Source organism: Mesorhizobium sp. BR1-1-4 (genome assembly GCF_020165375.1).
Lineage (GTDB): Bacteria > Pseudomonadota > Alphaproteobacteria > Rhizobiales > Rhizobiaceae > Mesorhizobium > Mesorhizobium australicum.
The window spans coordinates 582,306-602,582 of sequence record NZ_JAIUIB010000002.1; the positions used below are offsets into that span (position 1 = coordinate 582,306).

Sequence of the window (20,277 nt, forward strand, 5' to 3'; positions counted from 1 at the left end):
GTGCGGGTGTGCGTTTCCGGGAGTACCGAATCATGAAGTCACGTGAAAACCTCGTTCGGCTGAAGCAATTTCAGGTGAATGAGAAGCGGCGCCAGCTGCTGCAGCTCGACATGATGATCGCCGAGTTCGAGCGCATGGCCGTCGAATTGGAGCTTCAGATCACCGCCGAGGAAAAGAAAGCCGGCATCACAGATATCAATCATTTCGCCTATCCGACCTTCGCCAAGGCGGCGCGCCTGCGCCGCGACAATCTCAGGAACTCACAAGGCGACCTCGCCCAGCAGCGAAGCGCCGCCGAATCATTACTCGGCGAAGCTGAAGCGGAGCTTTCCAAGGCTGAGATGCTGGAATCGCGCGATACCAAGGTTCGCGAGACCGAGACTGGCGGCCGCAGCGCCATGATCGGCTGAGCCGGCCGACATCGGCGCTATTTGGCGCACAAGCGCGCGCCCTGTCAGGCGACAGCTCGAACCGGCAACAGCAAGCCGCCGCGGAAGCGCTGCTGGCACGCATGACCTACGCCGCCCAATCCTCCTTTTTGGCGCTGGCCCTCGCCCGGGCATCCCTAATATCAGGCGCAGCTGCTCCGCCCGTGATCTGATCTGGGCAAGCAGTCCGGCCAGGTTATGGCCGAGTTCGGTCAGTTCATGTTCGACGCGTGGCAAGCGCGCCATTGCGCAGCCAGCCTTTGCGCAGCGCGCCTACGCCAGTTCGCGCAATATCAGGGTCGAGCGCATGTCGGTGGTGCCCGACCGCGAGGGCCTGCTCGCGCTCGCCGGCTTGATCGACGCGCAAAAGCCTGCCGTCCATGTGGCCAGGACTTTTCCGCTCGACCAGGCGGGAGCCGCCGACGCCTTTCTCGCAACCAAGCCGATCGGCAAGGTAGCGCTGACGGTCTGAGCGGCGACACTGAAAGCAAAGGGCGCGGCATGCCGCGCCCTTTGCTTGTGGTGAGACCGGCCTAGTGCCGGTATTGCTGGATACGCGTGGTGCGCAGCCCGGCAAGGCCATATTCGTCGATCGACGCTTGCCAGGACAGGAATTCCTCCGTGGTCAGCTTGTAGCGCTGGCATGCCTCTTCAAGGCTCAAAAGCCCGCCGCGCACTGCTGCAACCACCTCCGCCTTGCGCCGGATAACCCAGCGACGCGTGTTCGTCGGCGGTAGATCGGCAATCGTGAGAGGGCTGCCGTCAGGCCCGATAACATATTTGACTCTAGGTCTAACCAGATCGGTCATCGTACTCTCTACAAAAAACTCAAAGACCCAATCCCCGCCACGTTACCGCCACAGCTTTAAAAATTGCCTAAGCAGACCCTAATGACTAGGTAAGGATCGTGAACGCCGCGTTAGTCTTTTAGCGGGCATTTGAAATATGCGGCCGGAAGCCCCGTTTTAGCCGGGAGAAATGTGCCCGTTCGCAGCGTCCGCCACGCCGGGGTCGTCCTGCAAGCTGGCGCCGCATGAAAGCTTGACCTATATTCTCGACATTGGCATTTGAGCTGCCGCGAAATGAAAGCACCATGAACAGTCTCGACCTTCCCAGACGTCCCGAAGAGACCCGCGTCGTCGTCGCCATGTCGGGCGGCGTCGATTCATCAGTGGTCGCCGGCTTGTTGAAGCGCGAGGGCTACGATGTCGTCGGCGTCACCTTGCAGCTCTATGATCATGGTGCGGCAACGCATCGGGCCGGCTCATGCTGCGCCGGCCAGGACATCGACGATGCCCGCCGCGTTTCCGAGACGCTGGGTATTCCCCATTATGTGCTCGATTACGAGGAGCGGTTCCGCAAGGCGGTCATCGATCCGTTCGCCGAGAGCTACGTCGTCGGCGAAACCCCCATTCCTTGCGTTTCCTGCAACCAGACGGTCAAGTTCGCCGATCTCCTGGCCACGGCCAAGGATCTCGGCGCCGACGCGCTGGCCACCGGCCACTACATCCGCTCCGGCGCCAATGGCGCCCACCGGGCGCTTTACCGGCCGGTCGATGCCGACCGCGACCAGAGCTACTTCCTGTTCGCCACCACGCAGGCGCAGATCGACTATCTGCGCTTTCCGCTCGGCGGCCTGTCGAAGCCCCAGGTTCGCGCCATCGCCGAGGAGATGGGGCTGACGGTGGCGGCCAAGCAGGACAGCCAGGACATCTGCTTCGTGCCGCAGGGCAAATATTCCGACATCATCGCCAAGCTGAAGCCGACTGCCGCCAACCCAGGCGACATCGTTCATATCGACGGCCGCGTGCTCGGTCGCCACGAGGGCATTCTGCGCTACACGATCGGCCAGCGCCGTGGCATCGGCATCGCGTCCGGCGAGCCGCTCTATGTCGTCCATCTCGACGCCGAGCGCGCCCGTGTCGTGGTCGGCCCGCGCGAGGCGTTGGAGACGCACAAGATCTATCTGCGCAACATGAACTGGCTGGGAGACGGAGGCCTCGCCGATGTGCCCGCCGGCGGCATCGAGCTGTTCGCCAAGGTGCGCTCGACCAGGCCGCCACGGCCGGCCGTGCTGCGTCACGAGGCAGGTGTGGCCTCGGTCGAACTGGCCGACGGTGAATCCGGCATCGCGCCTGGACAGGCCTGCGTGCTCTATTCCGACGACGGCAACGAGGCCCGTGTCTTCGGCGGCGGCTTCATCGTGCGCTCCGAGCGCGGCGCCGAAGCCGAAGCGATGCTGAGCCGGCTGGCCGCGAAGCCGGCGCAAGTTCCCGCCGAGTAGCTCTCCCCTGCCAATCGTACCAGGAGTGCGGCGTAGCCTTCCCTCAGGCCGTGGATTTGGTGTGGGTGACGGTGCCGGCCGTCAGGATGCGCAGCACCCTGATCGCTTCCTCGCCGCTGGTGCGTGGTTCGGCGCGCGTTTCGATGCAGTGGATGAAGTGCTCCAGTTCGCGCGTCAGCGGCATGCCCTGGGCAACCGCGACATAGGACGGCTCATTGGTGGTGAATGCCCACTGGCCGCTGTCCTGCCACACGGCGTGGCGGTAGACCGCAAGCTTGCGCTCCCATGGCTCGACATCGTCGAACACCGCCATCGCCTTGGTTCCGACCACGGTCAGCCGCCGCTCGCGATAGGGGTTGAGCCGCGATGTGAAAAGATGGCTGCGCAGTCCGTTGGGAAAGCGCATGTGCAGATGCGCGAAATCGCTGAGATTGTCGAGGAGTGCCGCTCCCTCGCCGCGCACCTCGATCGGCTCGGTGCCGGTGATGGCCAGGATCATCGACAGATCGTGCGGCGCCAGGTCCCATAGCGCATCGTTCTCGGTATGGAACTTGCCGAGCCCCAGCCGGTGCGAATGGATGTAGCGGACCTCGCCGAGCTCGCCCTTGTCGATCAGCCCTTTCAACGTCTCGAAGGCGGGATGGAAACGCAGGACATGGCCGACCATGAACACGCGGCTATTGTCCTTGGCCGCCTGCACCGAGCGCTCGGCATCGGCCACCGTCAGCGCGATCGGCTTTTCCACCAGCACGTCCTTGCCGTTCTCGACGGCGCGCACGGCAAGATCGGCATGGAACTGCGGCGGCAAGGCCATGATGATGGCGTCGATGTCATCGCGGACGAACAGTTGGTCCGGCTCGATCGCCAGGCAGTCCTGTTCGCTGGCGAAACCTTCGGCGCGAGCCCGATTGGTGTCGGAAACCGCGTGCAATGCGCCGAGCGCCTTGAGGGTGCGGATGTGGTTGGAGCCCCAGTATCCGCAACCGAGGACTGCAATGCGCGGCTTCATCTGTTTCAAACTCTAAAAACTCGTGGCCGAGACATAGCGACGTGCCCCGTCGAACTCAACCCCGGCGGCACCAACCAGCTGTTCGTGCGGCAAAGCTTTTCCCCATCGAGAATAGCCCTGATATCGAATGCATCGAAGCTTGACAGGCTCGCCCTCCCAACCTTATATCCGCGCGACCTTGGCGAACGCCTCGAAATGCCTTTCGATTTAAGGCGGATTTCGGGCCTGTCGCCGCCCTGGCGGGGTAGCTCAGTTGGTTAGAGCACGGGAATCATAATCCTGGGGTCGGGGGTTCAAGTCCCTCTCCCGCTACCAATTTCTAGAATAATTTCAGATACTAATGGGCTCCGGCGCCCGAGAACCTTGGCTCGGTTTGCTATCCACGCAGCCATACCCGTTTGAGCGCGTAACGATCGAGTTCGCGGCCGATTTCCGCGCCGCCGCGTCAGCATCAGTGTGCTCAGGCTCTTGCCCTGCGGATCCTGCGCCAGCGACCGCATCACCTCGCCGCCCAGCGGCAGATATCCGAACAGTTCGGCATGTCGCCACGCGGCGTGCGCGCTAACAAAGGCTACAGGCTGGCCAGCGACATAGCCGAAGGCGCGGCCGACACCGCCTATGGGATGGCCTTGCCGAACTCGAACTCGATCCTGACGGAGTGAGTGGCCCCTGGCGTGCTCCTACTTGGCCAGGCGCGCGGCGTGCCACTTCAAATGGTCGTCCATGAAGGTCGAGATGAAATTATAGGAGTGATCGTAGCCTTCCTGCATGCGCAAGGTGAGCGCGATGCCGGACTTCTTGCAGGCGTCTTCGAGAAGCCATGGCCGCAGGCCGTCCTTGAGGAAGCCATCGGCGGTGCCCTGATCGACCAGGAATTCGCCGAAGCGGTGCCCGTCTTCGATCAGCGCTGTTGCGTCGTAGGCGCGCCAGGATTTCTCGTCCTTGCCGAGATATTTTTCCAGAGCCGGCCGCGACCAGTCTGCCGTCATCGGCTGAACGATCGGTGCGAACGCCGAGCAACTTCTGAAGTGCTCGGAGTTCTTCAGCGCGATGGTCAGCGCGCCATGCCCGCCCATGGAGTGGCCAAAAATCGACTGGCGCTCCATATCGGCGGGGAACTGGCTGGCGATCAGGGCCGGCAGCTCGTCGACGATATAGGAGTGCATCCGGTAGTTCCTGGCGAAGGGCTGCTGCGTCGCGTCGAGATAGAAGCCGGCGCCCGAGCCGAACTGCCAATTATCCTTTTCGTCGGCCACACCCTCGCCGCGTGGGCTTGTGTCGGGGCAGACCACGATCAGGCCGAGCTCGGCCGCCAGACGCCGGTATTCGCCCTTGTCCATGACATTGGCATGAGTGCAGGTGAGGCCCGACAGATACCAGAGCACCGGCAGTGGCCCATCCTTGGCCTGCGGCGGCACGAAGACGGCAAAGGTCATGTCGCAGGCGCAGGCTTCGGAAGCGTGTGAATAAACACCTTGCACGCCGCCATGCGACTTGGACGTGGAAACGACTTTCATCAGCTCTGCCTTCTCGTCAAGAAATCCCGGCCCGGCATAGCGGCCGGATGCATCGCTCGCAACCGCGAGCCGCTAATAAGTCCCGGCCGCGTTATCGAGGTGCACCCCGATAATGCCGCCGGTAGACGCCAGGCTTTGCGAACACGCTGACCTAGCCGGGAGGCTGGAGGCCAGCAAAAAGCCAGACGTTTCGATCGGGCCGGCAGGGCGCCGGACTTGACGATTGCCCTTAGTGCCTGATCATTCCGGCGTCGACATTCAGCGTCTGGCCGGTGATCCAGCGGGCGTCGTCGCTGGCCAGGAACGACACGACATCGGCGATATGTTCGGGCTGGCCCTTGCCCTTCATCGCCTGCAGCATCTCGACGAAGCCGAACGCCTCGTTGTGCGGGCTCGCCTTGACGCCATCGCTCTCGATCAGGCCGGGCGTCACCGCATTGGCCGTGATGTTGTACTTGCCAAGCTCGGTGGCCAGCGCCCGGGTGAAGCCAATGACGCCGCCCTTGGCCGCGACATAGGCCGCCATGTTCGGCGTGCCGGCAAAGAAGGTGTTGGAGGCGATGCTGATCACGCGTCCGGCCTTGCCCGCCGCCCGCATCTGGTCGGTCGCCGCGCGGGTGACGATGAAGGTCCCCGTCAGGTTGACGTCGATGATCTTGCGCCAATGGTCGAGGTCGACATTGTCCCAGGCGATGAACGGCACGATGCTGGCATTGTTGACCAGGATGTCGACGCCGCCGGTGAGTGCCTGTATCTCGCCAAACAGCGCTTTCACCGAAGCCGGATCGGCGATATCGGCTGCGATCGCCTTCGCCTTGCCGCCGATTTCGGCGGCCGCGGCCTTGGCGCCCTCGGCATTGATGTCGCTGACGATGACGGTCGCGCCGTCGGCCGCCAGCCGCGCCGCGATCGCCTTGCCGATGCCCTGTGCCGCCCCCGTCACCAGCGCCGTCTTCCCCCCAAGCCGTTCAGTCATGAAATTTCTCCTCGATGCGTGGTCTGTTGATGTCTGTTCAGGCGTCGGCGTCGATCACCGCCAGCGCCGCGTCGATGCCCTTGCCGACCGCAAGCTTCTGGCCAGCCGCGTTCATGGCGCCGCCAAGCGCCGTCAGCGCCGCGATCGCATAGATCGGCTGTGCCGTCGGGCCCATATGGCCGATGCGTGTAAGCTTCCCCAAAGTTTCGCCGCGACCCGACGAAAACACCACGCCGTAGCGGGCGCGTGCTGCCTGGCGAAGTGCTTTCTCGTCGACACCGTCGGGTGTGCGAACAGCCGTGGTGCTCGGCGAGGCGATTGCATCGCTGGCGGCCCAGATCGACAGGCCCATGGCGACGACGCCGGCCCGCATGGCCTTGGCCGTCAGTGCATGGCGCGCCCAAACCGCTTCCGGTCCCTCGTTGAGATAGAGATCGAGCGCCACATCGAGGCCGTTCACTTCGGCCACCGAGGGCGTGAAGGGGAATGGCTTGTCGCGCGACCAGGCGTTCTCCCAGTCGACGATGCTCAGCATCGAGGCCCGGGGCGCCGCCTTGTTGGCCTTCATCTTGGCCCAGGCGCGGTCGCTGACCCCCATGATCGTCAGCGCTGGCGGCGCGCCAAGACATTTGCCCGGGCCGGTCACATAGATGTCGGCCTTGCAGTCGTCCGGATGCGTCTTCATGCCACCGAAAGACGAGACGGCATCGACGATCAGGTAACCGCCATGCGCCGACACCAGCGCGCCGATGGCATCGATCGGGTTGATCGTGCCCGACGGCGTGTCGTGATGGCAGACGGAGACGACAGTGATTTCCGGATGCGCCTTCAGCATGGCGGCAACCGCCTGCGGGTCGATCGCCTCATTGTAGGGCACTTCGATTTCGAGGAGATGCGGTGTATAGCGCTTCGCCCAATAGCCGAACCCCTTGCCGTAGACGCCCGAGGCAAGGTTGAGCACGACGTCGTCCGATGTGATCAACGACGCCGCCGCCGCCTCGAGACCCAGCACCGGCTCTCCGTGCAGGATGACTGGCTTGTTGGAAAGCCGCATCGCTTTTTGAGCCTTGTCGACGACCTTCTCGTAGAAGAGCTGGAAGGCCGGGTCATAGTCGTAGAGCACGGTGCGGCCGAGGCCCCGCAGCACCTCGGCATAGGCATTGACTGGCCCCGCCGTCAGCGTGAGGACCGGATCCGCGTGATCTGGATAGCGCATGGTCTTGGTCTCCGGATTGGCGGCGATCAGCCGTAGAACTGTGTGCCGGTTTTGTAGGTCTTGAAGTTGTCCATATCGTGCGAGTACATCAGCTCGGCGCCGTGATCCTCGGCAAGTTTCTTCACCCTGCGCATTGAATTGACGCCCGCGACCGGGTCGATATGGAAGGCCGCCTGGCAAAGCGTTTCCAGGCTCTTCTGCGTGTAGGCGGCGTCGATCGTGAACATGATCGGCTTGCGCTTGGGAAACTCGACCAGAAGGCTGTAATGGCCGATCGAGTGGCCGGGGGTGGAGATCAGCTTGACGCCCTTGGCCAGCTCGATGTCGCCGTCGATGCCCTCGAAAGTCGAGTTGGCCCGTGTCGTGCCTGCCAGCAATTGCGCGGTCGCGCCACGTGCCTCCGCCGCTTCCGCCGAGAAGCTCAGATCGGAATAACCGAGATGTTCGAAAGGCTGCGGATTGCACGCCTGCGGCACCTCCGAACGGTGACAGATCTTCTTGGCGTGCGGGAAATACTTGTTGCCGCCGCAATGGTCGAAATGGAAGTGCGAGTTGACGACCACGTCGATGTCCTTCGGCTCCAGCCCGAGCAGCGCCAGCGCGCCGGGAATGGTCTGGTGCTTTTCCTGGATCGGCTTCTCGAAGGGCAGCACCTTCATGACGTGGTCGTAGTCATAGCCGGTATCTATGAGGAAGCGGCCCTCGGCATGCTCGATCAGGATCGAATAGACGGGGAAGCGCACTTCGCCGCCTGGGCCGCGGTTCCAGAACACATGATAGCCGTCGAGGACAAGTGAGCCGCCGTCGAGCAGGTAGACCTTGGTATCCGACATTGTTGCCTCCTTTTCCGGCGCGGGTTCCATCCGCGCGTCTGGTTTTTCTCAGCGCGCGCCGCGCTCGTATGGAATGCCCAGTGCCGCCGGCAGGCTGGCCCGCCGCCCGAACAGCACCAGCATGATCATCACCGCCAGGAACGGCAGCATCTGGATGACATCGGTCGGTATGTTGATGCCCGCCACCTGCATGGCCGTCGTCAGCGACAGGCACACGCCGAACAGAAGAGCGCCAAACAGCACCCAGATCGGCCGTCCCCGCGCCAGCATGGCCAGCACGATGCCGAGAAAGCCGGCGCCATTGGTGATGAACGGAATGAACAGGCCCGCTCCGACATTGGCGAGGTAGGCGCCGCCAAGCCCCGCCAGCGCGCCGGTCGTCAGCACCGCGATGGTGCGGGTCCTGATGACGTCGATGCCGGCGACATCGAGCGCGGCCGGCTTGTCGCCCGCTGCCTGCAGGTTGAGGCCGAGCTGCGTGCGGCGGTAGAGGTGGCTCATGGCGAACACCAGGGCGACCGCCAGATAGACGATCAAGTGATGCCTGAAGAAGGCCGGGCCGAGCACCGGAATGTCCGACAGCAGCGGAATGACGGTTGCGTCCGCCGCCGGCAGGCGGGGATAGCTGCGCGAAAACTGGAAATGATGGAGCAGCGCCGTCAGGCCTTCGAGACCAAGCGTCAGCGCGATGCCGATGACGATCTGGTTCAGCCCGATGCGCACGCAAAGCAGCGCCATGATCAGCGCCACCGCGACGCCGCCCGCAGCGCCGGTGAGAAAGCCTAGCCACAGCGATCCCGAATAGAACGCGCCGACGAAGCCGAGATAAGCGCCGGCCAGCATCATGCCCTCGATGCCGATGTTGAGCACGCCGGCCTTTTCCGACATCTGCTCGCCGAGCCCGGCAAGCAGCAGCGGAATGGCGGCGGTGACGGCGCCAAACAGCAATGCGCTGAGAAAGACTTCGCTGAAGAGCCCGGTCATGCCCTACGCCTTTCTCGACTGATGATAACGGTGGTCGACATATTCGGCCAAGGCGAGCACGATCAGCACGATGGAGACCAGCACCAGCGTGAAGTGATTGGGCACGCCAAGCCGCCGCGCCGCGCTCTCGCCGCCGATTGACAATACGGAGAGCAGGAACACGAAGCCGATCGCGGCAAAGCCGTTCATGCGGGCGAGAAACACGGCCGGAATGACCGCCAGCCCATAGGCTGGATTCCAGTCGGCGCGAACATTGCCTTGCACGCCGATGATGTCGACAGCGCCGGCAAGGCCGGCGAGCCCGGCGGAAATGGCGAAGACGGCAATCGTCAGGCCGGGCACGCCCAGCCCCGCATGAACCGCGGCGCGCGGATTGGCGCCGACGATCCTCAGTTTCAGCCCGAATGCCGTACGCGTCATCACCAGATGCACGATGATGATTACCGCCAGGCCGAGCAGCAGGCCACTGGTGATGGTGGTTTCGAACAGGCGCGGCAGCCGGTCTTCCACCGGCAGCGTGCGGGTCTGCGGCACGGTCGTGCCGGGATCGCGAAACACCAGCTTGACCAGCACGTTGGCGAGCGACGTGCCGAGGAACGTCATCATCAGCGTGGTGATGATCTCGTTGACACCCTGATAGGCGCGCAGCAGCGCCGGCACCAGCGACCAGATCATGGCCACCAGCATGGCAATCAGGAACGCGCAGAACAACGCCAGCCAGGCTGGCATGACCTGCACCAGCACGGGAGCGCTGGCCGCCGCCGTGACGGCGCCGAGCAGGAACTGACCGTCGCCGCCCAGATTCCACATGCCGGCGCGAAAGGCAACGATCAGGCCGGCGGCGAGAAACAGCAGTGGAGCCATGCGCGTCAGCGTCTGCTGGATGCCGAGCGGCGAGAAGAGGCCCTTCTCCAGCACATAGCCATAATAAGCGAGGGGGTCGACGCCGACGGCAAGCAGGATGCAGCCGGCGATGACGAGGGCGGCAAGGATCGGCCCAAGCGTCATCAGCAGCCGGTGCACTATGTCGCGCCGCGTGGCGGCTGCGCTCGTGGCATCGAGTGCGGTGGCGCCGGCGGCGGGTGCGGTGTCGATGCTCATGCGGCAAGTCCGATCATCAGGCGACCGACCCTGGTCCGGGCATCGTCGGCATTGGCGACGGTGCCGACCAGCGCACCATTGGCAATGACGGCGATACGGTCGCACATGCTGAGCAGTTCCTCGAGGTCGGTGGAGATCAGGAGCACGGCAAGGCCGCGTGCCGCCGTGTCGCGGATGCGCTGGCGCGAGGCCAGCGTGTTGGCGAGATCGAGCCCATAGGTCGGCTTGTTGAAGATCACCACCTTGGCGCCTTCGGCCAGTTCCCGCGCCAGCAGCACCTTCTGGATGTTGCCGCCGGAAAGCCGCGCCACCGGTGTCTTCAGGCTTGGCGTGCGCACATCGTATTCGCGCACGAGCTCGGCGGCACGCCTGTCGATCTCGGCGCGCTGCTCGACGCCGCTGCGCCAGAAGGGCGCCGCCCCGACCTGCTTGAGGAAGAAGTTGATGGAGACAGGGAACGTGCCGACGGTGCCCTCGCCCAGCCGGTCGTCGGTCAGGTAGCGAAGACCGCGGTGGCGGCGTTCGCCGACGCTCAGCGCCTCGATGGCGGTGTCCTCCAGCCGGACCGAGCCGCTGGTCGCCGCCCGTTGACCGGCCAAGGCCTCCGCCAGTTGTTTCTGGCCGTTGCCATCGATACCAGCGATGCCGAGTATCTCGCCCGGGCGGATGTCGAAGGAGATCGACGACAGGCCGGGTGCATTGTCGGTCGGCGCGACCGTCAGATCCGCGACCTGAAGCAGAGGCGCGGCACTGGCATCGACAGCGCGGGCCGGACGTTCGACCGCTTCGGGATCGTCCTTCTGCTTGCCGAACATCAACTCCACGATCTCGGAAATAATCTCCTGCTCGCCGAGTGCGCGAAACCGCTCGGGCGGGATCTCGCCCACCTTGCGGCCGAGCTTGAGAACCGAGATGCGGTCGCCGAAGGCGGCCGCCTCCTTGAGCTTGTGGGTGATGAAGACGATCGCCAATCCCTGTTCGACGAGGCGCCGCATCAGCGCGCCAAGTTCCTCGATGCCCTTCGGCGTGAGCATCGAGGTGGATTCGTCGAGGATCAGCAGCCGGCTGTTGCGCACCATGGCGCGTAGGATTTCGACTTGCTGCTGCTCACCGAGCGAGAGTTCCGAAACCTTGGCATGCAGTTTTACCGTGATGCCGAGGCTGCCAGTGATCTCGGCCACGCGGGCCGCAAGCTCTTCGGTCCTCGGACGCTGCCACCAGGGCCCGCCAAGAAGCAGGTTCTCGGCGACCGTCAGGGTGGGCACCAGCATCATGTGTTGGAACACCGTTCCGATGCCAAGCGCCAGCGCATGGCGCGGCGACGTGATCGGCGTCGGCTTGCCGTCGACAAGTATGCGCCCCTCGTCCGGCTGCTGCAGGCCCGACAGCATGCCGATCAAGGTGGATTTTCCCGCGCCGTTCTCACCAAGCAGCACATGCACCTCGCCAGGGCGGATCGACAGGTCGACGCTGTCATTGGCGACGATGCCGGGAAAGCGTTTGGTCACGGCTTCGAGCGCGACGATGTCGCGGCTGTCGACGGGCGATGAAGAAAGACTGCTCATGAAAGCCCAGCACTGAAAAACGGGAAATATCCGGAGGGGCGAACCGATCGCCCCTCCGGCAGCCGACTTCTGATCGCCTTACTGGGCGACGCTTGTCATCAGTGCCCTGACGGCGGCCGCGTCATAGACTGGCTCGACCTTGATCTTGCCGGAAATGACGTCCTCGCGCAGCGCCTGGATTTCGCTCCAGATGTTGTCGGGGATGGCGGCGGTCTTCAGCAACTGCACGGAATCGTCCTTGAGGCCGATCGAATAATGCTTGGTACCGAACGTGTCGGCTTTCAGGTCGGCGATCATCGCCGCGTAGACCGGTTCGATGTTCCACACCACCGACGACAGCAGGAAGCCCTTGTCGATTGGCGACTTGTCGCCGATGACGTCGATGAAATAGACCTTGCCGCCATCGGCGGCCTTTGTCGTCTCGACTGCCTGCAGCATACCGAAGCTGGAGCCGTTGCCCTGGCCGAAAATGATGTCGGCGCCCGAGGCGATAACGCTTTCGGTGACGCGCTTGCCGCCGGCAGCGTCACTGTAGGCGGCCGGCCCGATCACCGCATAGGTGATCTTGACGTCCGGGTTCTCCGCCTTCACCCCTTGCGCGAACGCCGCCGATTGCGAGTTCCACGATGGCGGTTCACCGGAGACGACGATGCCGACCGACTTCGAGCGCGACATCTTGGCGGCGAGACGGCCGGCCAGATAGGCGCCCTGGTGGCCGCTCAGCGTGTAGTCGGCGACGAGGCCTTTCTCCAGCCCGTTCGGCGTATCGACGATCGCTACCGGAACCTTCAGTTCCTTGGCGATCTCGGGTGCCGAGGTGTTGTAGCCGCTGGCATGCGCGATCAGCAGGCTGGCGCCGTCGGACGCGAGCTCGCGCAGCGTCGGACGGACATCGCCATAGCCGAGGCCCTGCGCCACGACCACCTCGACGCCGGCTGCCTTGCCGGCTGCCTTGGCGGCGTCGATGCCTTGCTGGTTCCAGCCATAGTCCGTGCCTTCTTCAGGCGTGAGGATGGCGATCGACTTGACTTCGCCGGCAAGCGCGCCGCCCGTCAAGATACCAGACAGTATTAATGCACTTACGCTACCCTTCAGGATCTTTAACATGTTACCCTCTCTGTTTGATTTCCAATCAATATTTTTATTGTTATTGCGCACAAGCGAGATAGACTGCCTGAGAAAGCTACCCATGGAGCTCAGGCAAAGTGAAAATCCGTTATGTCCTCCCCGTGATGTTGGCGTTCACATCGCTTGCCAACGCGGTTGAGTTGCACCATGTGATCGTCCGCAAGGGAACCGACGGGCTCGATATGGTGCCGTTGACGATTTCGAATGCCGGCAAGGAAGGTGTGTCCTGCAACGCCGACTTCGCCCACTGGTATTCAGAAGGGATAGCGACGATAGAGCCGGGCATGAGCGCTCGTGTCGAACTCTGGTTCGATCCCAAGACCGGCACCTTCACCATCCTCAACGACAAGCGCGAAAACCTGCCGGTCGAGCGCCTGTGGTGTGGCCTCGCGGGTCGCGCATATGCCACGCGCGGGCAGATCGCGCTCGACCGAACCGACGCCGCCAAAGGCGAGCGCGAGGTGTCCTGCGGCATGGAGCAGGACAGCCTGGCATGCCGGTAGGCGCTCATTGATCGGTCCGTCCGGGCCATCGTGCCCTATTCCTTCGCCAGGAACTTGTCGGTGAAGACGTCGTCGGCCGATAGCGCGGCTTTGAGCACGCCCTGGTCGGTGAGCGTCTTCAGCGTTTCCTCCCACTGCGTCTTCGTCATCCAGCCGAGGCCGTGATCCTTGGTGTCGGGGCTGGTGAAGGTGGAGGCGATGTCGGCGTTGATCTGCGCCAGCAGCACATCCTTCTTGTCGGCATAGCCTGGAGCAGCCTTGGCAGTGATCTCGGCGGCTTCTTCCGGATGGGCGACAACATAGTCGAAGGCTTCCCTGTAGGCCTTGACGAAACGGGCGACGACGTCCGGCTTGTCCTTGATCATTGTCTCCGAGGTGAACAGGCCGGAGCCATAAGCCTTCCAGCCATGGTCGGCGCCCATCATGATGCTGAGCGAACCGGGACCGCCCGCCTTGGCCTCCAGTTCGGGAACCTCGGCGTCGACATAGCCGACCACCGTCTGGACCCGGCCGAGAAGCAGATAGCTTTCATAGGGCGGCGAGACGCTGTTCAGCGTCATGTCCTTTTCGGTCAGGCCGTTGGCCGCCAGGAAGCCCTTGAAAAAGATGTAGGTCGAGCCCGCTGGATGAATGCCGATGGTCAGGCCCTTGAGATCGGCCGGCTTGGTGAGCTTCACCGTCTTGGCGAGCGACATGATTGCCAGCGGCGAGTGCTGGTTGACGGCTGCCACCGCCACCACCGGAACGCTCTGCGAGCGGGCCACGGCGAGCGTGGGAAGATCGCCGAAACCGAAATCCGCGTTCCCGTTGCCCACCAGCCGCATGGCATCCGGCGAACCCGAACCCTTGCGGATTTCGGCGACGTCGATGTCGTTCTTGGCGAAGAAGCCTTTTTCCTTGCCGACGAAGAACATGGCGTGGTTGCCGCGCACCACCCAATCGAGCTGGACGGTGACCTTGTCAGCCGCCAGCGCCGCGTTCGAGAAGCCAAGCGCGCCGGCAAAGGCCGCAAGCGTGGCTACCTTGATAAGTGAGCGTCTCAGCATTTTTGTTCCTTTTTTATTGACGGTGGTTGATCGAGAGGCCTAGGTCCGGCTGAATTTCGGTGCCCATGGCACCACGATGCGTTCGAGGATTTCGGCGGCGTAGTAGAAGGCGATGCCGAGCACGGAGACGAGCAGCAGCGCCGCGAAGACCAGTGCGGTGTCGAGCTGGGTCGAGGCGAACTGGATGACGTAGCCCAAGCCGTCCGAGGCGCCGGCGAATTCGCCGACGATGGCGCCGATCACGCTCAGCGTGGCCGCGATCTTGGTTCCCGCCATCAGGTTCGGCAGCGAATGCGGAACGCGGATCCTGAACAGGATCTGCGTCGGGCTGGCGCCGACCGAATTCATCAGCGACAGCAGCGAGCGGTCGACCGACTGCATGCCGGCCAGCATCGACAATGTCACCGGAAAGAAGGCGATGACCAGGATCAAGCCGATCTTGGGCGCGAGCCCATAGCCGAACCAGAGAATGAAGATCGGCGCCAGCGCCACCTTCGGCACGTTCTGGAACAACACCACCAGCGGATAAAGCGCTCGCCCCAGCCAGTCGAAGCGCACGATGACCAGCGCAATGGCGACGCCGACAACGACGGAGACAAGGAACCCGAACAGGATCTCGCCTGCCGTCACCAGTGTCGCTTGCATCAGCGTAGCCCATTGCGCGACCAGCGATTGCGCGATCTCGGACGGGGCAGGAATGATGAAGGCGGAGATAGCGAAAATCCGCACCACGGCTTCCCATACGACGATCGTCGCCAGCAAAAGTATGACCGCCGGCAGCCAGCTCCCGGTCGCGGCCACCCAGCCGGACGCAAGCCGCGAGTCGGAGGGATTGGTGATGGGTTGATCGCTCATGACACGCCTCCCGGTTGGTGGCTGGCGCGCAGCATCGTGCGCAGTTGAACCACCAGCCTGACGAACTCCGGATCTTCCGTCACCGACAGATCGCGCGGATAGGGCAGGCCAATATCGAGGCTCTCGGTGATCCGGCCGGGCTTGATCCCCAGCACATGAACATGGCGAGACAAATGAATGGCCTCGTCGATGGAGTGGGTGACAAGAACGATGGTCTTGCCGGTGCGCTGCCAGATCTCCAGCAGCGACTGACCCATCTGGTCGCGGGTAATGGCGTCGAGCGCGCCGAACGGCTCGTCCATCAGCAGCACCGCCGGATCGAGCGCCAGCGCCCGCGCGATGGCGACGCGCTGGCGCATGCCGCCTGACAATTCGTTCGGACGCTTGTGGGCGCTGTCGCCCAGGCCCACCAGCTCAAGCATCTCCTGTCCGCGCGTCCGTAGTTGCGCGCGCGAAAGCGACTTGTCGGCGATTCCGAGCAGCATGGAAGCGTTGTCGACGGCGTTCTTCCACGGCAAAAGGTTGGCGTCCTGGAAGACGAGGCCGATCATGCGCTTGCGCGCCGCCTCGACCGGCGAAAGCCCGGCGATCGAAACGCTGCCGCTTGTCGGATTTACAAGTCCGGCCAGAACCTTCAGCAAGGTGCTCTTGCCGCAACCGGAAGGACCAATGAGAGAAACAAACGAGCCCTTCGGTACCGAAAGATCGATGTTCTGCAGAACCAATTGCCTGGCCATGACCACCGAAACGCCCTTGGCGGAGATCAGGTCGTCGTGACGTATATGGGCCGGCCGGCCGCCGGCTGCCCGAATGGTTTCAACACGCATGGCTTGGCCCTCCAAGCGGTGCCCCAACCCGACCGGCCTTCTGAGCACGATGTGTCATGGCTACTCCCGGCCCTCCAGGATGCGCCGCACCGCGACGAGCTTGCGCGCCCGTTCGGCCTGCAGCGCCTTTGTCTGCTCGGGCGTGTAGGAGAACATGCCCTCCCCCGACTTGATGCCGAGCTTCGACGCGTTCGTCTTTTCCAGCACCATCGGCGCGACATCGTCGCGATTGGAGAGATCGGCGTTGAGGAACGACGAAACGGACTTGTAGATATCGAGGCCCGCCATATCGAGCAGCGCCATCGGCCCGATGACCGCGATCTTGTAGCCGATGCCCCACGAGACGCAGGTGTCGAGATCTTCCGGCTCGATGACACCGCGCTCGACAAGGTCGACCGCCTCGCGCAGCAACGCATAGAGCACGCGGTTTTCGACGAAGCCCGGAACATCCTTCTTCACCACCACCGGCAAGAGGCCGATCGAGCGGATCAGCTCGCGAATCGTCGTCACGATATGCGGCGCGGTCTTTTCGCCTGCGATCACCTCGATCATCGGGATGATGTGCGGCGGGTTCGACCAGTGCATGCCCACCATCCGCTCGGGATGGGAGATGTGCGCCTGCAGCTTGGTGATCGGGATGCCCGACGTGTCGGACGCGACGATCGTGTCCGATGCGATCAGGCTGTCGATCGTGCGATAGACATCGGCCTTGATCGAAATGTTTTCAGGAACGTTCTCGATGACGAGGTCGGCGCCCGATACCGCGTCTGCGATGTCATCCGTGAAGCGGACCGTTCCGGCGCCGGCCGGTGGCGCCGCGATACCCAGGGCGTCGAGAACGCTCTCGGCCACGCCCAGCATGGACCCCGCGCGCTCGATCGCAGCCGGGGCAACGTCGTAGGCGACGACCTGCAGGCCGCCTCTGGCGAGCCGGGCGGCCATGCCAGGCCCCATCGTACCCAGACCGATGATGGCGATACGCTGGATCATTATGCTGCCCTGCTTTGCGTTGCCGCTTTTGATGCCGCGAGGAGATCGGCGGCTTTCTCGGCAATCATGATCACCGCCGCGTTGATGTTTCCGCAGACCAGGTCGGGCATGACGGAAGCGTCCACCACCCTCAGGCCGTCGACGCCGCGAAGCCGCAATTGCGGGTCGACGACCGAGGCCGCGTCGGCGCCCATCCGGCAGGTTCCCGCCGGGTGATGCACGGTGATGGAGGTCTTGCGGATATGCTCATCGATCTCGTCGTCGCTCTGGCATTTCGGGCCAGGGAAAAACTCCGCCTCGATGAAGGGCTGCATGGAGGGCTGCGACGCGAGGTCCCTCGCCACTCGGAAGCCGGCCCGAAGCGAGCCCCAGTCCTTCGGCGAGGCGAGGAAATTCTGGTGGATCAATGGCGCCGCGAGAGGATCGGCCGAGGCCAATTTCACCGCGCCCCGGCTTTCAGGCTGCGTCGCCACGATCCGTGTGGCGAACCCGTCCGGAAACGGCGCCTTGAACGGCTCGAAATACGGCCACGCGGCGAGCGGGGCGGCCGTGAACAGCAGTTGCACATCCGGCAACGGACGCTCCGGGCCGCTTTTCAGGAACGCGACGACCCCGCCGGGCACATCTCCCGAGAAACCACGTCCCGTGAAGTAGGTCTTGGCGAAATCGAACCCAATCCGGTCGGCACGCATGTTGCGAAGGAAAGGGCCGCCCGGCCCCCGGCGCCGGTACATGAGAATGACCGATACGTGATCCTGCAGGTTCTTGCCGACCGCCGGCAGGTCGACCCGCGTCTGGATACCGTGCGTCGCGAGCTCCTCTGGCGCCCCTATGCCGGACAGCATCAGAAGTTGCGGCGTGTTGATGACGCCGCCCGAGAGCAGGACTTCCCTGCGGGCGACGACCGACCGTTGGCCGCCGCCATGGTTCACAACCACGCCGGTGGCGCGCGTGCCCTCCAGCGTGATCTTCGTCGCCGTCGCTCCGGTCAGCACGGTCAAATTGGGTCGCTTCAGGGCCGGCCGCAGATAGGCGGACGCGGTCGAACTGCGCCGACCGTTCGAGATCGTCATCTGGAGCCGGCCGAAACCTTCCTGCCGCTCACCATTGTAATCGTCCGTCTGTGGATATCCTGCCTGCACGCTGGCCTGCGCAAACGCGTCGATCAGCGGGTCCTTGTAACGGCAGAACTGGGTGCTGACCGGGCCATTGCCGCCGCGAAAATGGTTCGCGCCTCCTTCCCAGCTTTCCTGCTTGCGGAAATAGGGCAGCACCTTGTCGTACGACCAGTCATGGAGCCCGCTGGCCGCCCAACGGTCGTAATCGCCGCGATTTCCCCGCACATAGGCCATGGCGTTGGTCGACGACGACCCGCCGATCACCTTGCCGCGGGCGCACTCGACCCTGCGTCCGCCGACATTGTCTTCCGGTTCGCAGAAATACATCCAGTCGTGACGTCGCTCGGTCAGGATCTTGCCCCAGCCAAGCGGGATGTGGATCATGGGGTCGCGATCCCAGCCGCCGGCCTCGAGCAGCAGCACCGAACATCCGGGGTCGGCGCTCAGCCGGTTGGCGAGCACGCAACCGGCCGATCCGGCCCCAACGATGATGTAGTCGTAACTTTCCGCGTGCGGCATGGTGCGTTTCATTGCCTTGGTCCGGCGCTCCTGCGCCAGGGAACTATTGAAACCGAGCCTGGACCGTCCCGGCTAGGACTAGGTATTCCTCTAGGCGGCCGGCACTAGGCCAGGCCGGCCTCTCTCAGACGCTGCGACCAGTGATTCCATCCTCGATCGATCTGGGCGCCGACGAGTTTTCCTGCCGTCTTTATCTCGCCCGGCGACAGATATTTGATGTTGCCGATCCGCAGGCCGGCCGTGAGCGCTGCCGCTTCCTGTTCGAGATAGAAGGCGCGGAAGACGACCTCACGCACGGAGTTGCCGACATTGACGACGCCATGCCGCGCCATGAGCACCACTGTCTGGTTGCCGAGACTTTCGGCGATATCAGCGCAGATCCCGGGGCTGCCGCCGAAGAGATCCGTCTCGTCGCCATTCTTGTCACGAATCTCGTAGACCGGGACTTTCTCGCCGATGAAAGCTCCCATGTGGGTGACCGGCCGAAGCGGCGTGTCGACGAAGCAGTACGGCAGGACAGCCGGAGAATGGGTGTGGAGCACACACTGAACGTCGGGCCGCGCCTTGTAGATCTCGCTGTGGATGTAGCGCTCAAGATAGGACGGGCGATTGTCCGACGTCTCGCCGTCGAGATTGAAACGCTGGATGTCGTCGACGGTTATCAGGCTCGGAGCAAGCTTCTGTGCCAGGAAGAAGCTTTGGGGATCCTGGGGGTCACGGGCACTGATGTGCCCGAACGTATCCATGATGCCTTCGTTCTGAAGGATCTTCGTCGCCGTGACCAGCTCTTCGAAGACGGTCTGGTGTGCTGGGCTGTTGTCTTTCATTTCCAAATTCTCCCATTGCGCGGCGCTGGCGACCATTTTTATTCTTAGTTATCGGTCGCCGGCGTCGCGGATTTCACTTGTTTTCGTAGAGGCCAACGATCCGGTTTTGCTCGATGATGTTCCCGGCATATTTCTGCAGGAACTCCTCCCTGGTAGGCGTCCCTTCGACCTTGGTGTCCAGGGCATAGACCCAGAAGTAATAGTGATGTTCTCCATGGCCTGCAGGCGGCTGGGGCCCGTAATACTGCTTGCCGCCGGCGCCGTTTGGCCCGACGCGAAACTTTTCCTGCGCGTCCGAAAGATCGGTGGTCGACGGATCGATGCCGTAGACGACCCAATGGGTGAAGCCGTTGGGCAAGGGCGCGTCGGGATCATGGCAGATGACCGCGAGTTCCTTCGTGCCCGCGGGGACGCCGCTGACCGTAAGCCTGGGCAACACATTGCCTTTGTCGCCGGCATGCTCGTCGCGCAACTTCCCGAGCGGCTTGAAATCCGCTGACGTAATCTTGAGGTCCTTGATGTTCAGGGGCATGGAATTCGTCCTTCGCCAA

At 63.4% G+C, this 20,277-nt stretch carries 22 protein-coding genes and 1 tRNA gene; 6 read left to right on the forward strand and 17 right to left on the reverse strand.

The features are described 5' to 3' along the window. Window positions 1-32: 32 nt before the first annotated feature. Window positions 33-410 (forward strand): flagellar export protein FliJ, encoded by a 378-nt coding sequence (locus LB571_RS06090; protein ID WP_140617636.1) that lies wholly within the window; start codon window positions 33-35, stop codon window positions 408-410. 325 nt (window positions 411-735) lie between these two features. Next, window positions 736-900 (forward strand): hypothetical protein, encoded by a 165-nt coding sequence (locus tag LB571_RS06095; protein WP_224530100.1) that lies wholly within the window; start codon window positions 736-738, stop codon window positions 898-900. A gap of 61 nt (window positions 901-961) precedes the next feature. Here the strand turns inward: LB571_RS06095 and LB571_RS06100 are convergent, their stop codons facing one another. Continuing rightward, complete coding sequence (locus LB571_RS06100; RefSeq protein ID WP_006203587.1) at window positions 962-1,237, reverse strand: DUF1153 domain-containing protein; 276 nt, start codon at window positions 1,235-1,237, stop codon at window positions 962-964. 284 nt (window positions 1,238-1,521) lie between these two features. Here LB571_RS06100 and mnmA point away from each other — a divergent pair, with 284 nt between their 5' ends. Continuing rightward, complete coding sequence (gene mnmA / locus LB571_RS06105; protein WP_224592926.1) at window positions 1,522-2,712, forward strand: tRNA 2-thiouridine(34) synthase MnmA; 1,191 nt, start codon at window positions 1,522-1,524, stop codon at window positions 2,710-2,712. Between the two features lie 43 nt (window positions 2,713-2,755). Here mnmA and LB571_RS06110 read toward each other — a convergent pair whose 3' ends face one another. Then, a complete protein-coding gene (locus LB571_RS06110; protein ID WP_015315992.1) occupies window positions 2,756-3,721 on the reverse strand; it encodes a Gfo/Idh/MocA family protein in 966 nt (321 codons plus the stop codon). A gap of 238 nt (window positions 3,722-3,959) precedes the next feature. Here LB571_RS06110 and LB571_RS06115 point away from each other — a divergent pair. Next, a tRNA-Met gene (locus tag LB571_RS06115) sits at window positions 3,960-4,036 on the forward strand. A 224-nt stretch (window positions 4,037-4,260) separates the two neighbouring features. Further along, window positions 4,261-4,383 carry a hypothetical protein gene (locus LB571_RS28760; protein WP_263484464.1) on the forward strand — a complete coding sequence of 41 codons (123 nt, stop codon included), beginning with the start codon at window positions 4,261-4,263 and terminating at the stop codon, window positions 4,381-4,383. A gap of 18 nt (window positions 4,384-4,401) precedes the next feature. Here the strand turns inward: LB571_RS28760 and fghA are convergent, their stop codons facing one another. The 8 genes from fghA to LB571_RS06155 all read right to left on the reverse strand — a co-directional run bounded on the left by fghA (window position 4,402) and on the right by LB571_RS06155 (window position 13,020). Next, window positions 4,402-5,238: an S-formylglutathione hydrolase gene (gene fghA / locus LB571_RS06120; protein WP_015315991.1), complete on the reverse strand. Its 837-nt coding sequence runs from the start codon at window positions 5,236-5,238 to the stop codon at window positions 4,402-4,404. A gap of 229 nt (window positions 5,239-5,467) precedes the next feature. Continuing rightward, window positions 5,468-6,214: a pyridoxal 4-dehydrogenase, SDR-type gene (pldH, locus tag LB571_RS06125; RefSeq protein WP_224592928.1), complete on the reverse strand. Its 747-nt coding sequence runs from the start codon at window positions 6,212-6,214 to the stop codon at window positions 5,468-5,470. Window positions 6,215-6,251: 37 nt separating this feature from the next. Continuing rightward, window positions 6,252-7,430 carry a pyridoxamine--pyruvate transaminase gene (gene ppaT, locus LB571_RS06130; RefSeq protein ID WP_224592929.1) on the reverse strand — a complete coding sequence of 393 codons (1,179 nt, stop codon included), beginning with the start codon at window positions 7,428-7,430 and terminating at the stop codon, window positions 6,252-6,254. A 26-nt stretch (window positions 7,431-7,456) separates the two neighbouring features. Then, window positions 7,457-8,263, reverse strand: a complete 807-nt coding sequence (pldA, locus tag LB571_RS06135) for a 4-pyridoxolactonase (protein WP_224583408.1) — start codon at window positions 8,261-8,263, stop codon at window positions 7,457-7,459. Window positions 8,264-8,311: 48 nt separating this feature from the next. After that, window positions 8,312-9,247, reverse strand: a complete 936-nt coding sequence (locus tag LB571_RS06140; protein WP_224592931.1) for a putative B6 ABC transporter permease subunit 1 — start codon at window positions 9,245-9,247, stop codon at window positions 8,312-8,314. Between the two features lie 3 nt (window positions 9,248-9,250). Next, window positions 9,251-10,348, reverse strand: a complete 1,098-nt coding sequence (locus LB571_RS06145) for a putative B6 ABC transporter permease subunit 2 (protein WP_015315986.1) — start codon at window positions 10,346-10,348, stop codon at window positions 9,251-9,253. After that, a complete protein-coding gene (locus tag LB571_RS06150; RefSeq protein WP_224592933.1) occupies window positions 10,345-11,913 on the reverse strand; it encodes a putative B6 ABC transporter ATP-binding protein in 1,569 nt (522 codons plus the stop codon). Before LB571_RS06150 ends, LB571_RS06145 begins: the two co-directional genes overlap by 4 nt. A gap of 78 nt (window positions 11,914-11,991) precedes the next feature. Continuing rightward, window positions 11,992-13,020 carry a putative B6 ABC transporter substrate-binding protein gene (locus LB571_RS06155; protein ID WP_224592935.1) on the reverse strand — a complete coding sequence of 343 codons (1,029 nt, stop codon included), beginning with the start codon at window positions 13,018-13,020 and terminating at the stop codon, window positions 11,992-11,994. Between the two features lie 98 nt (window positions 13,021-13,118). On the opposite strand from LB571_RS06155, the gene LB571_RS06160 reads away from it, so the two are divergent. After that, entirely contained in the window at window positions 13,119-13,544 is a 426-nt protein-coding gene (locus tag LB571_RS06160) for a hypothetical protein (RefSeq protein WP_140617627.1), read from the forward strand. A gap of 35 nt (window positions 13,545-13,579) precedes the next feature. Here LB571_RS06160 and LB571_RS06165 read toward each other — a convergent pair whose 3' ends face one another. The 7 genes from LB571_RS06165 to LB571_RS06195 all read right to left on the reverse strand — a co-directional run bounded on the left by LB571_RS06165 (window position 13,580) and on the right by LB571_RS06195 (window position 20,258). Next, entirely contained in the window at window positions 13,580-14,590 is a 1,011-nt protein-coding gene (locus LB571_RS06165; protein WP_140617626.1) for an ABC transporter substrate-binding protein, read from the reverse strand. Window positions 14,591-14,629: 39 nt separating this feature from the next. Next, entirely contained in the window at window positions 14,630-15,445 is an 816-nt protein-coding gene (locus LB571_RS06170; protein ID WP_140617625.1) for an ABC transporter permease, read from the reverse strand. Continuing rightward, window positions 15,442-16,272, reverse strand: coding sequence for an ABC transporter ATP-binding protein (locus LB571_RS06175; RefSeq protein ID WP_015315980.1), 831 nt, complete (start codon window positions 16,270-16,272; stop codon window positions 15,442-15,444). Before LB571_RS06175 ends, LB571_RS06170 begins: the two co-directional genes overlap by 4 nt. 60 nt (window positions 16,273-16,332) lie before the next feature. Continuing rightward, on the reverse strand, window positions 16,333-17,262 hold the full coding sequence (fhmpcd1, locus tag LB571_RS06180; RefSeq protein ID WP_224592937.1) for a 5-formyl-3-hydroxy-2-methylpyridine 4-carboxylate 5-dehydrogenase: 930 nt from the start codon (window positions 17,260-17,262) through the stop codon (window positions 16,333-16,335). Next, window positions 17,262-18,899: a GMC family oxidoreductase gene (locus LB571_RS06185; protein WP_224593039.1), complete on the reverse strand. Its 1,638-nt coding sequence runs from the start codon at window positions 18,897-18,899 to the stop codon at window positions 17,262-17,264. The genes fhmpcd1 and LB571_RS06185 overlap by 1 nt, the downstream gene beginning before the upstream one ends. Before the next feature lie 104 nt (window positions 18,900-19,003). Continuing rightward, window positions 19,004-19,726: a class II aldolase/adducin family protein gene (locus LB571_RS06190; protein ID WP_224592940.1), complete on the reverse strand. Its 723-nt coding sequence runs from the start codon at window positions 19,724-19,726 to the stop codon at window positions 19,004-19,006. A 73-nt stretch (window positions 19,727-19,799) separates the two neighbouring features. Continuing rightward, the gene (locus LB571_RS06195) at window positions 19,800-20,258 is read right to left on the reverse strand and encodes a YbhB/YbcL family Raf kinase inhibitor-like protein (RefSeq protein ID WP_015315976.1); all 459 of its coding nucleotides are present in this window, start codon (window positions 20,256-20,258) and stop codon (window positions 19,800-19,802) included. Window positions 20,259-20,277 lie beyond the last annotated feature (19 nt).

Coding starts and splice junctions, on each gene's coding strand:
- LB571_RS06170 (WP_140617625.1), bottom strand. CDS start 15,445: ATGAGCGATCAACCCATCACCAATCCCTCCGACTCGCGGCTTGCGTCC.
- LB571_RS06190 (WP_224592940.1), bottom strand. CDS start 19,726: ATGAAAGACAACAGCCCAGCACACCAGACCGTCTTCGAAGAGCTGGTC.
- LB571_RS28760 (WP_263484464.1), top strand. CDS start 4,261: ATGTCGCCACGCGGCGTGCGCGCTAACAAAGGCTACAGGCTGGCCAGC.
- LB571_RS06140 (WP_224592931.1), bottom strand. CDS start 9,247: ATGACCGGGCTCTTCAGCGAAGTCTTTCTCAGCGCATTGCTGTTTGGC.
- LB571_RS06090 (WP_140617636.1), top strand. CDS start 33: ATGAAGTCACGTGAAAACCTCGTTCGGCTGAAGCAATTTCAGGTGAAT.
- LB571_RS06185 (WP_224593039.1), bottom strand. CDS start 18,899: ATGCCGCACGCGGAAAGTTACGACTACATCATCGTTGGGGCCGGATCG.
- pldA (WP_224583408.1), bottom strand. CDS start 8,263: ATGTCGGATACCAAGGTCTACCTGCTCGACGGCGGCTCACTTGTCCTC.
- LB571_RS06150 (WP_224592933.1), bottom strand. CDS start 11,913: ATGAGCAGTCTTTCTTCATCGCCCGTCGACAGCCGCGACATCGTCGCG.
- LB571_RS06155 (WP_224592935.1), bottom strand. CDS start 13,020: ATGTTAAAGATCCTGAAGGGTAGCGTAAGTGCATTAATACTGTCTGGT.
- LB571_RS06175 (WP_015315980.1), bottom strand. CDS start 16,272: ATGCGTGTTGAAACCATTCGGGCAGCCGGCGGCCGGCCGGCCCATATA.
- fhmpcd1 (WP_224592937.1), bottom strand. CDS start 17,262: ATGATCCAGCGTATCGCCATCATCGGTCTGGGTACGATGGGGCCTGGC.
- mnmA (WP_224592926.1), top strand. CDS start 1,522: ATGAACAGTCTCGACCTTCCCAGACGTCCCGAAGAGACCCGCGTCGTC.
- LB571_RS06110 (WP_015315992.1), bottom strand. CDS start 3,721: ATGAAGCCGCGCATTGCAGTCCTCGGTTGCGGATACTGGGGCTCCAAC.
- LB571_RS06095 (WP_224530100.1), top strand. CDS start 736: ATGTCGGTGGTGCCCGACCGCGAGGGCCTGCTCGCGCTCGCCGGCTTG.
- LB571_RS06100 (WP_006203587.1), bottom strand. CDS start 1,237: ATGACCGATCTGGTTAGACCTAGAGTCAAATATGTTATCGGGCCTGAC.
- LB571_RS06145 (WP_015315986.1), bottom strand. CDS start 10,348: ATGAGCATCGACACCGCACCCGCCGCCGGCGCCACCGCACTCGATGCC.
- LB571_RS06165 (WP_140617626.1), bottom strand. CDS start 14,590: ATGCTGAGACGCTCACTTATCAAGGTAGCCACGCTTGCGGCCTTTGCC.
- LB571_RS06195 (WP_015315976.1), bottom strand. CDS start 20,258: ATGCCCCTGAACATCAAGGACCTCAAGATTACGTCAGCGGATTTCAAG.
- pldH (WP_224592928.1), bottom strand. CDS start 6,214: ATGACTGAACGGCTTGGGGGGAAGACGGCGCTGGTGACGGGGGCGGCA.
- ppaT (WP_224592929.1), bottom strand. CDS start 7,430: ATGCGCTATCCAGATCACGCGGATCCGGTCCTCACGCTGACGGCGGGG.
- fghA (WP_015315991.1), bottom strand. CDS start 5,238: ATGAAAGTCGTTTCCACGTCCAAGTCGCATGGCGGCGTGCAAGGTGTT.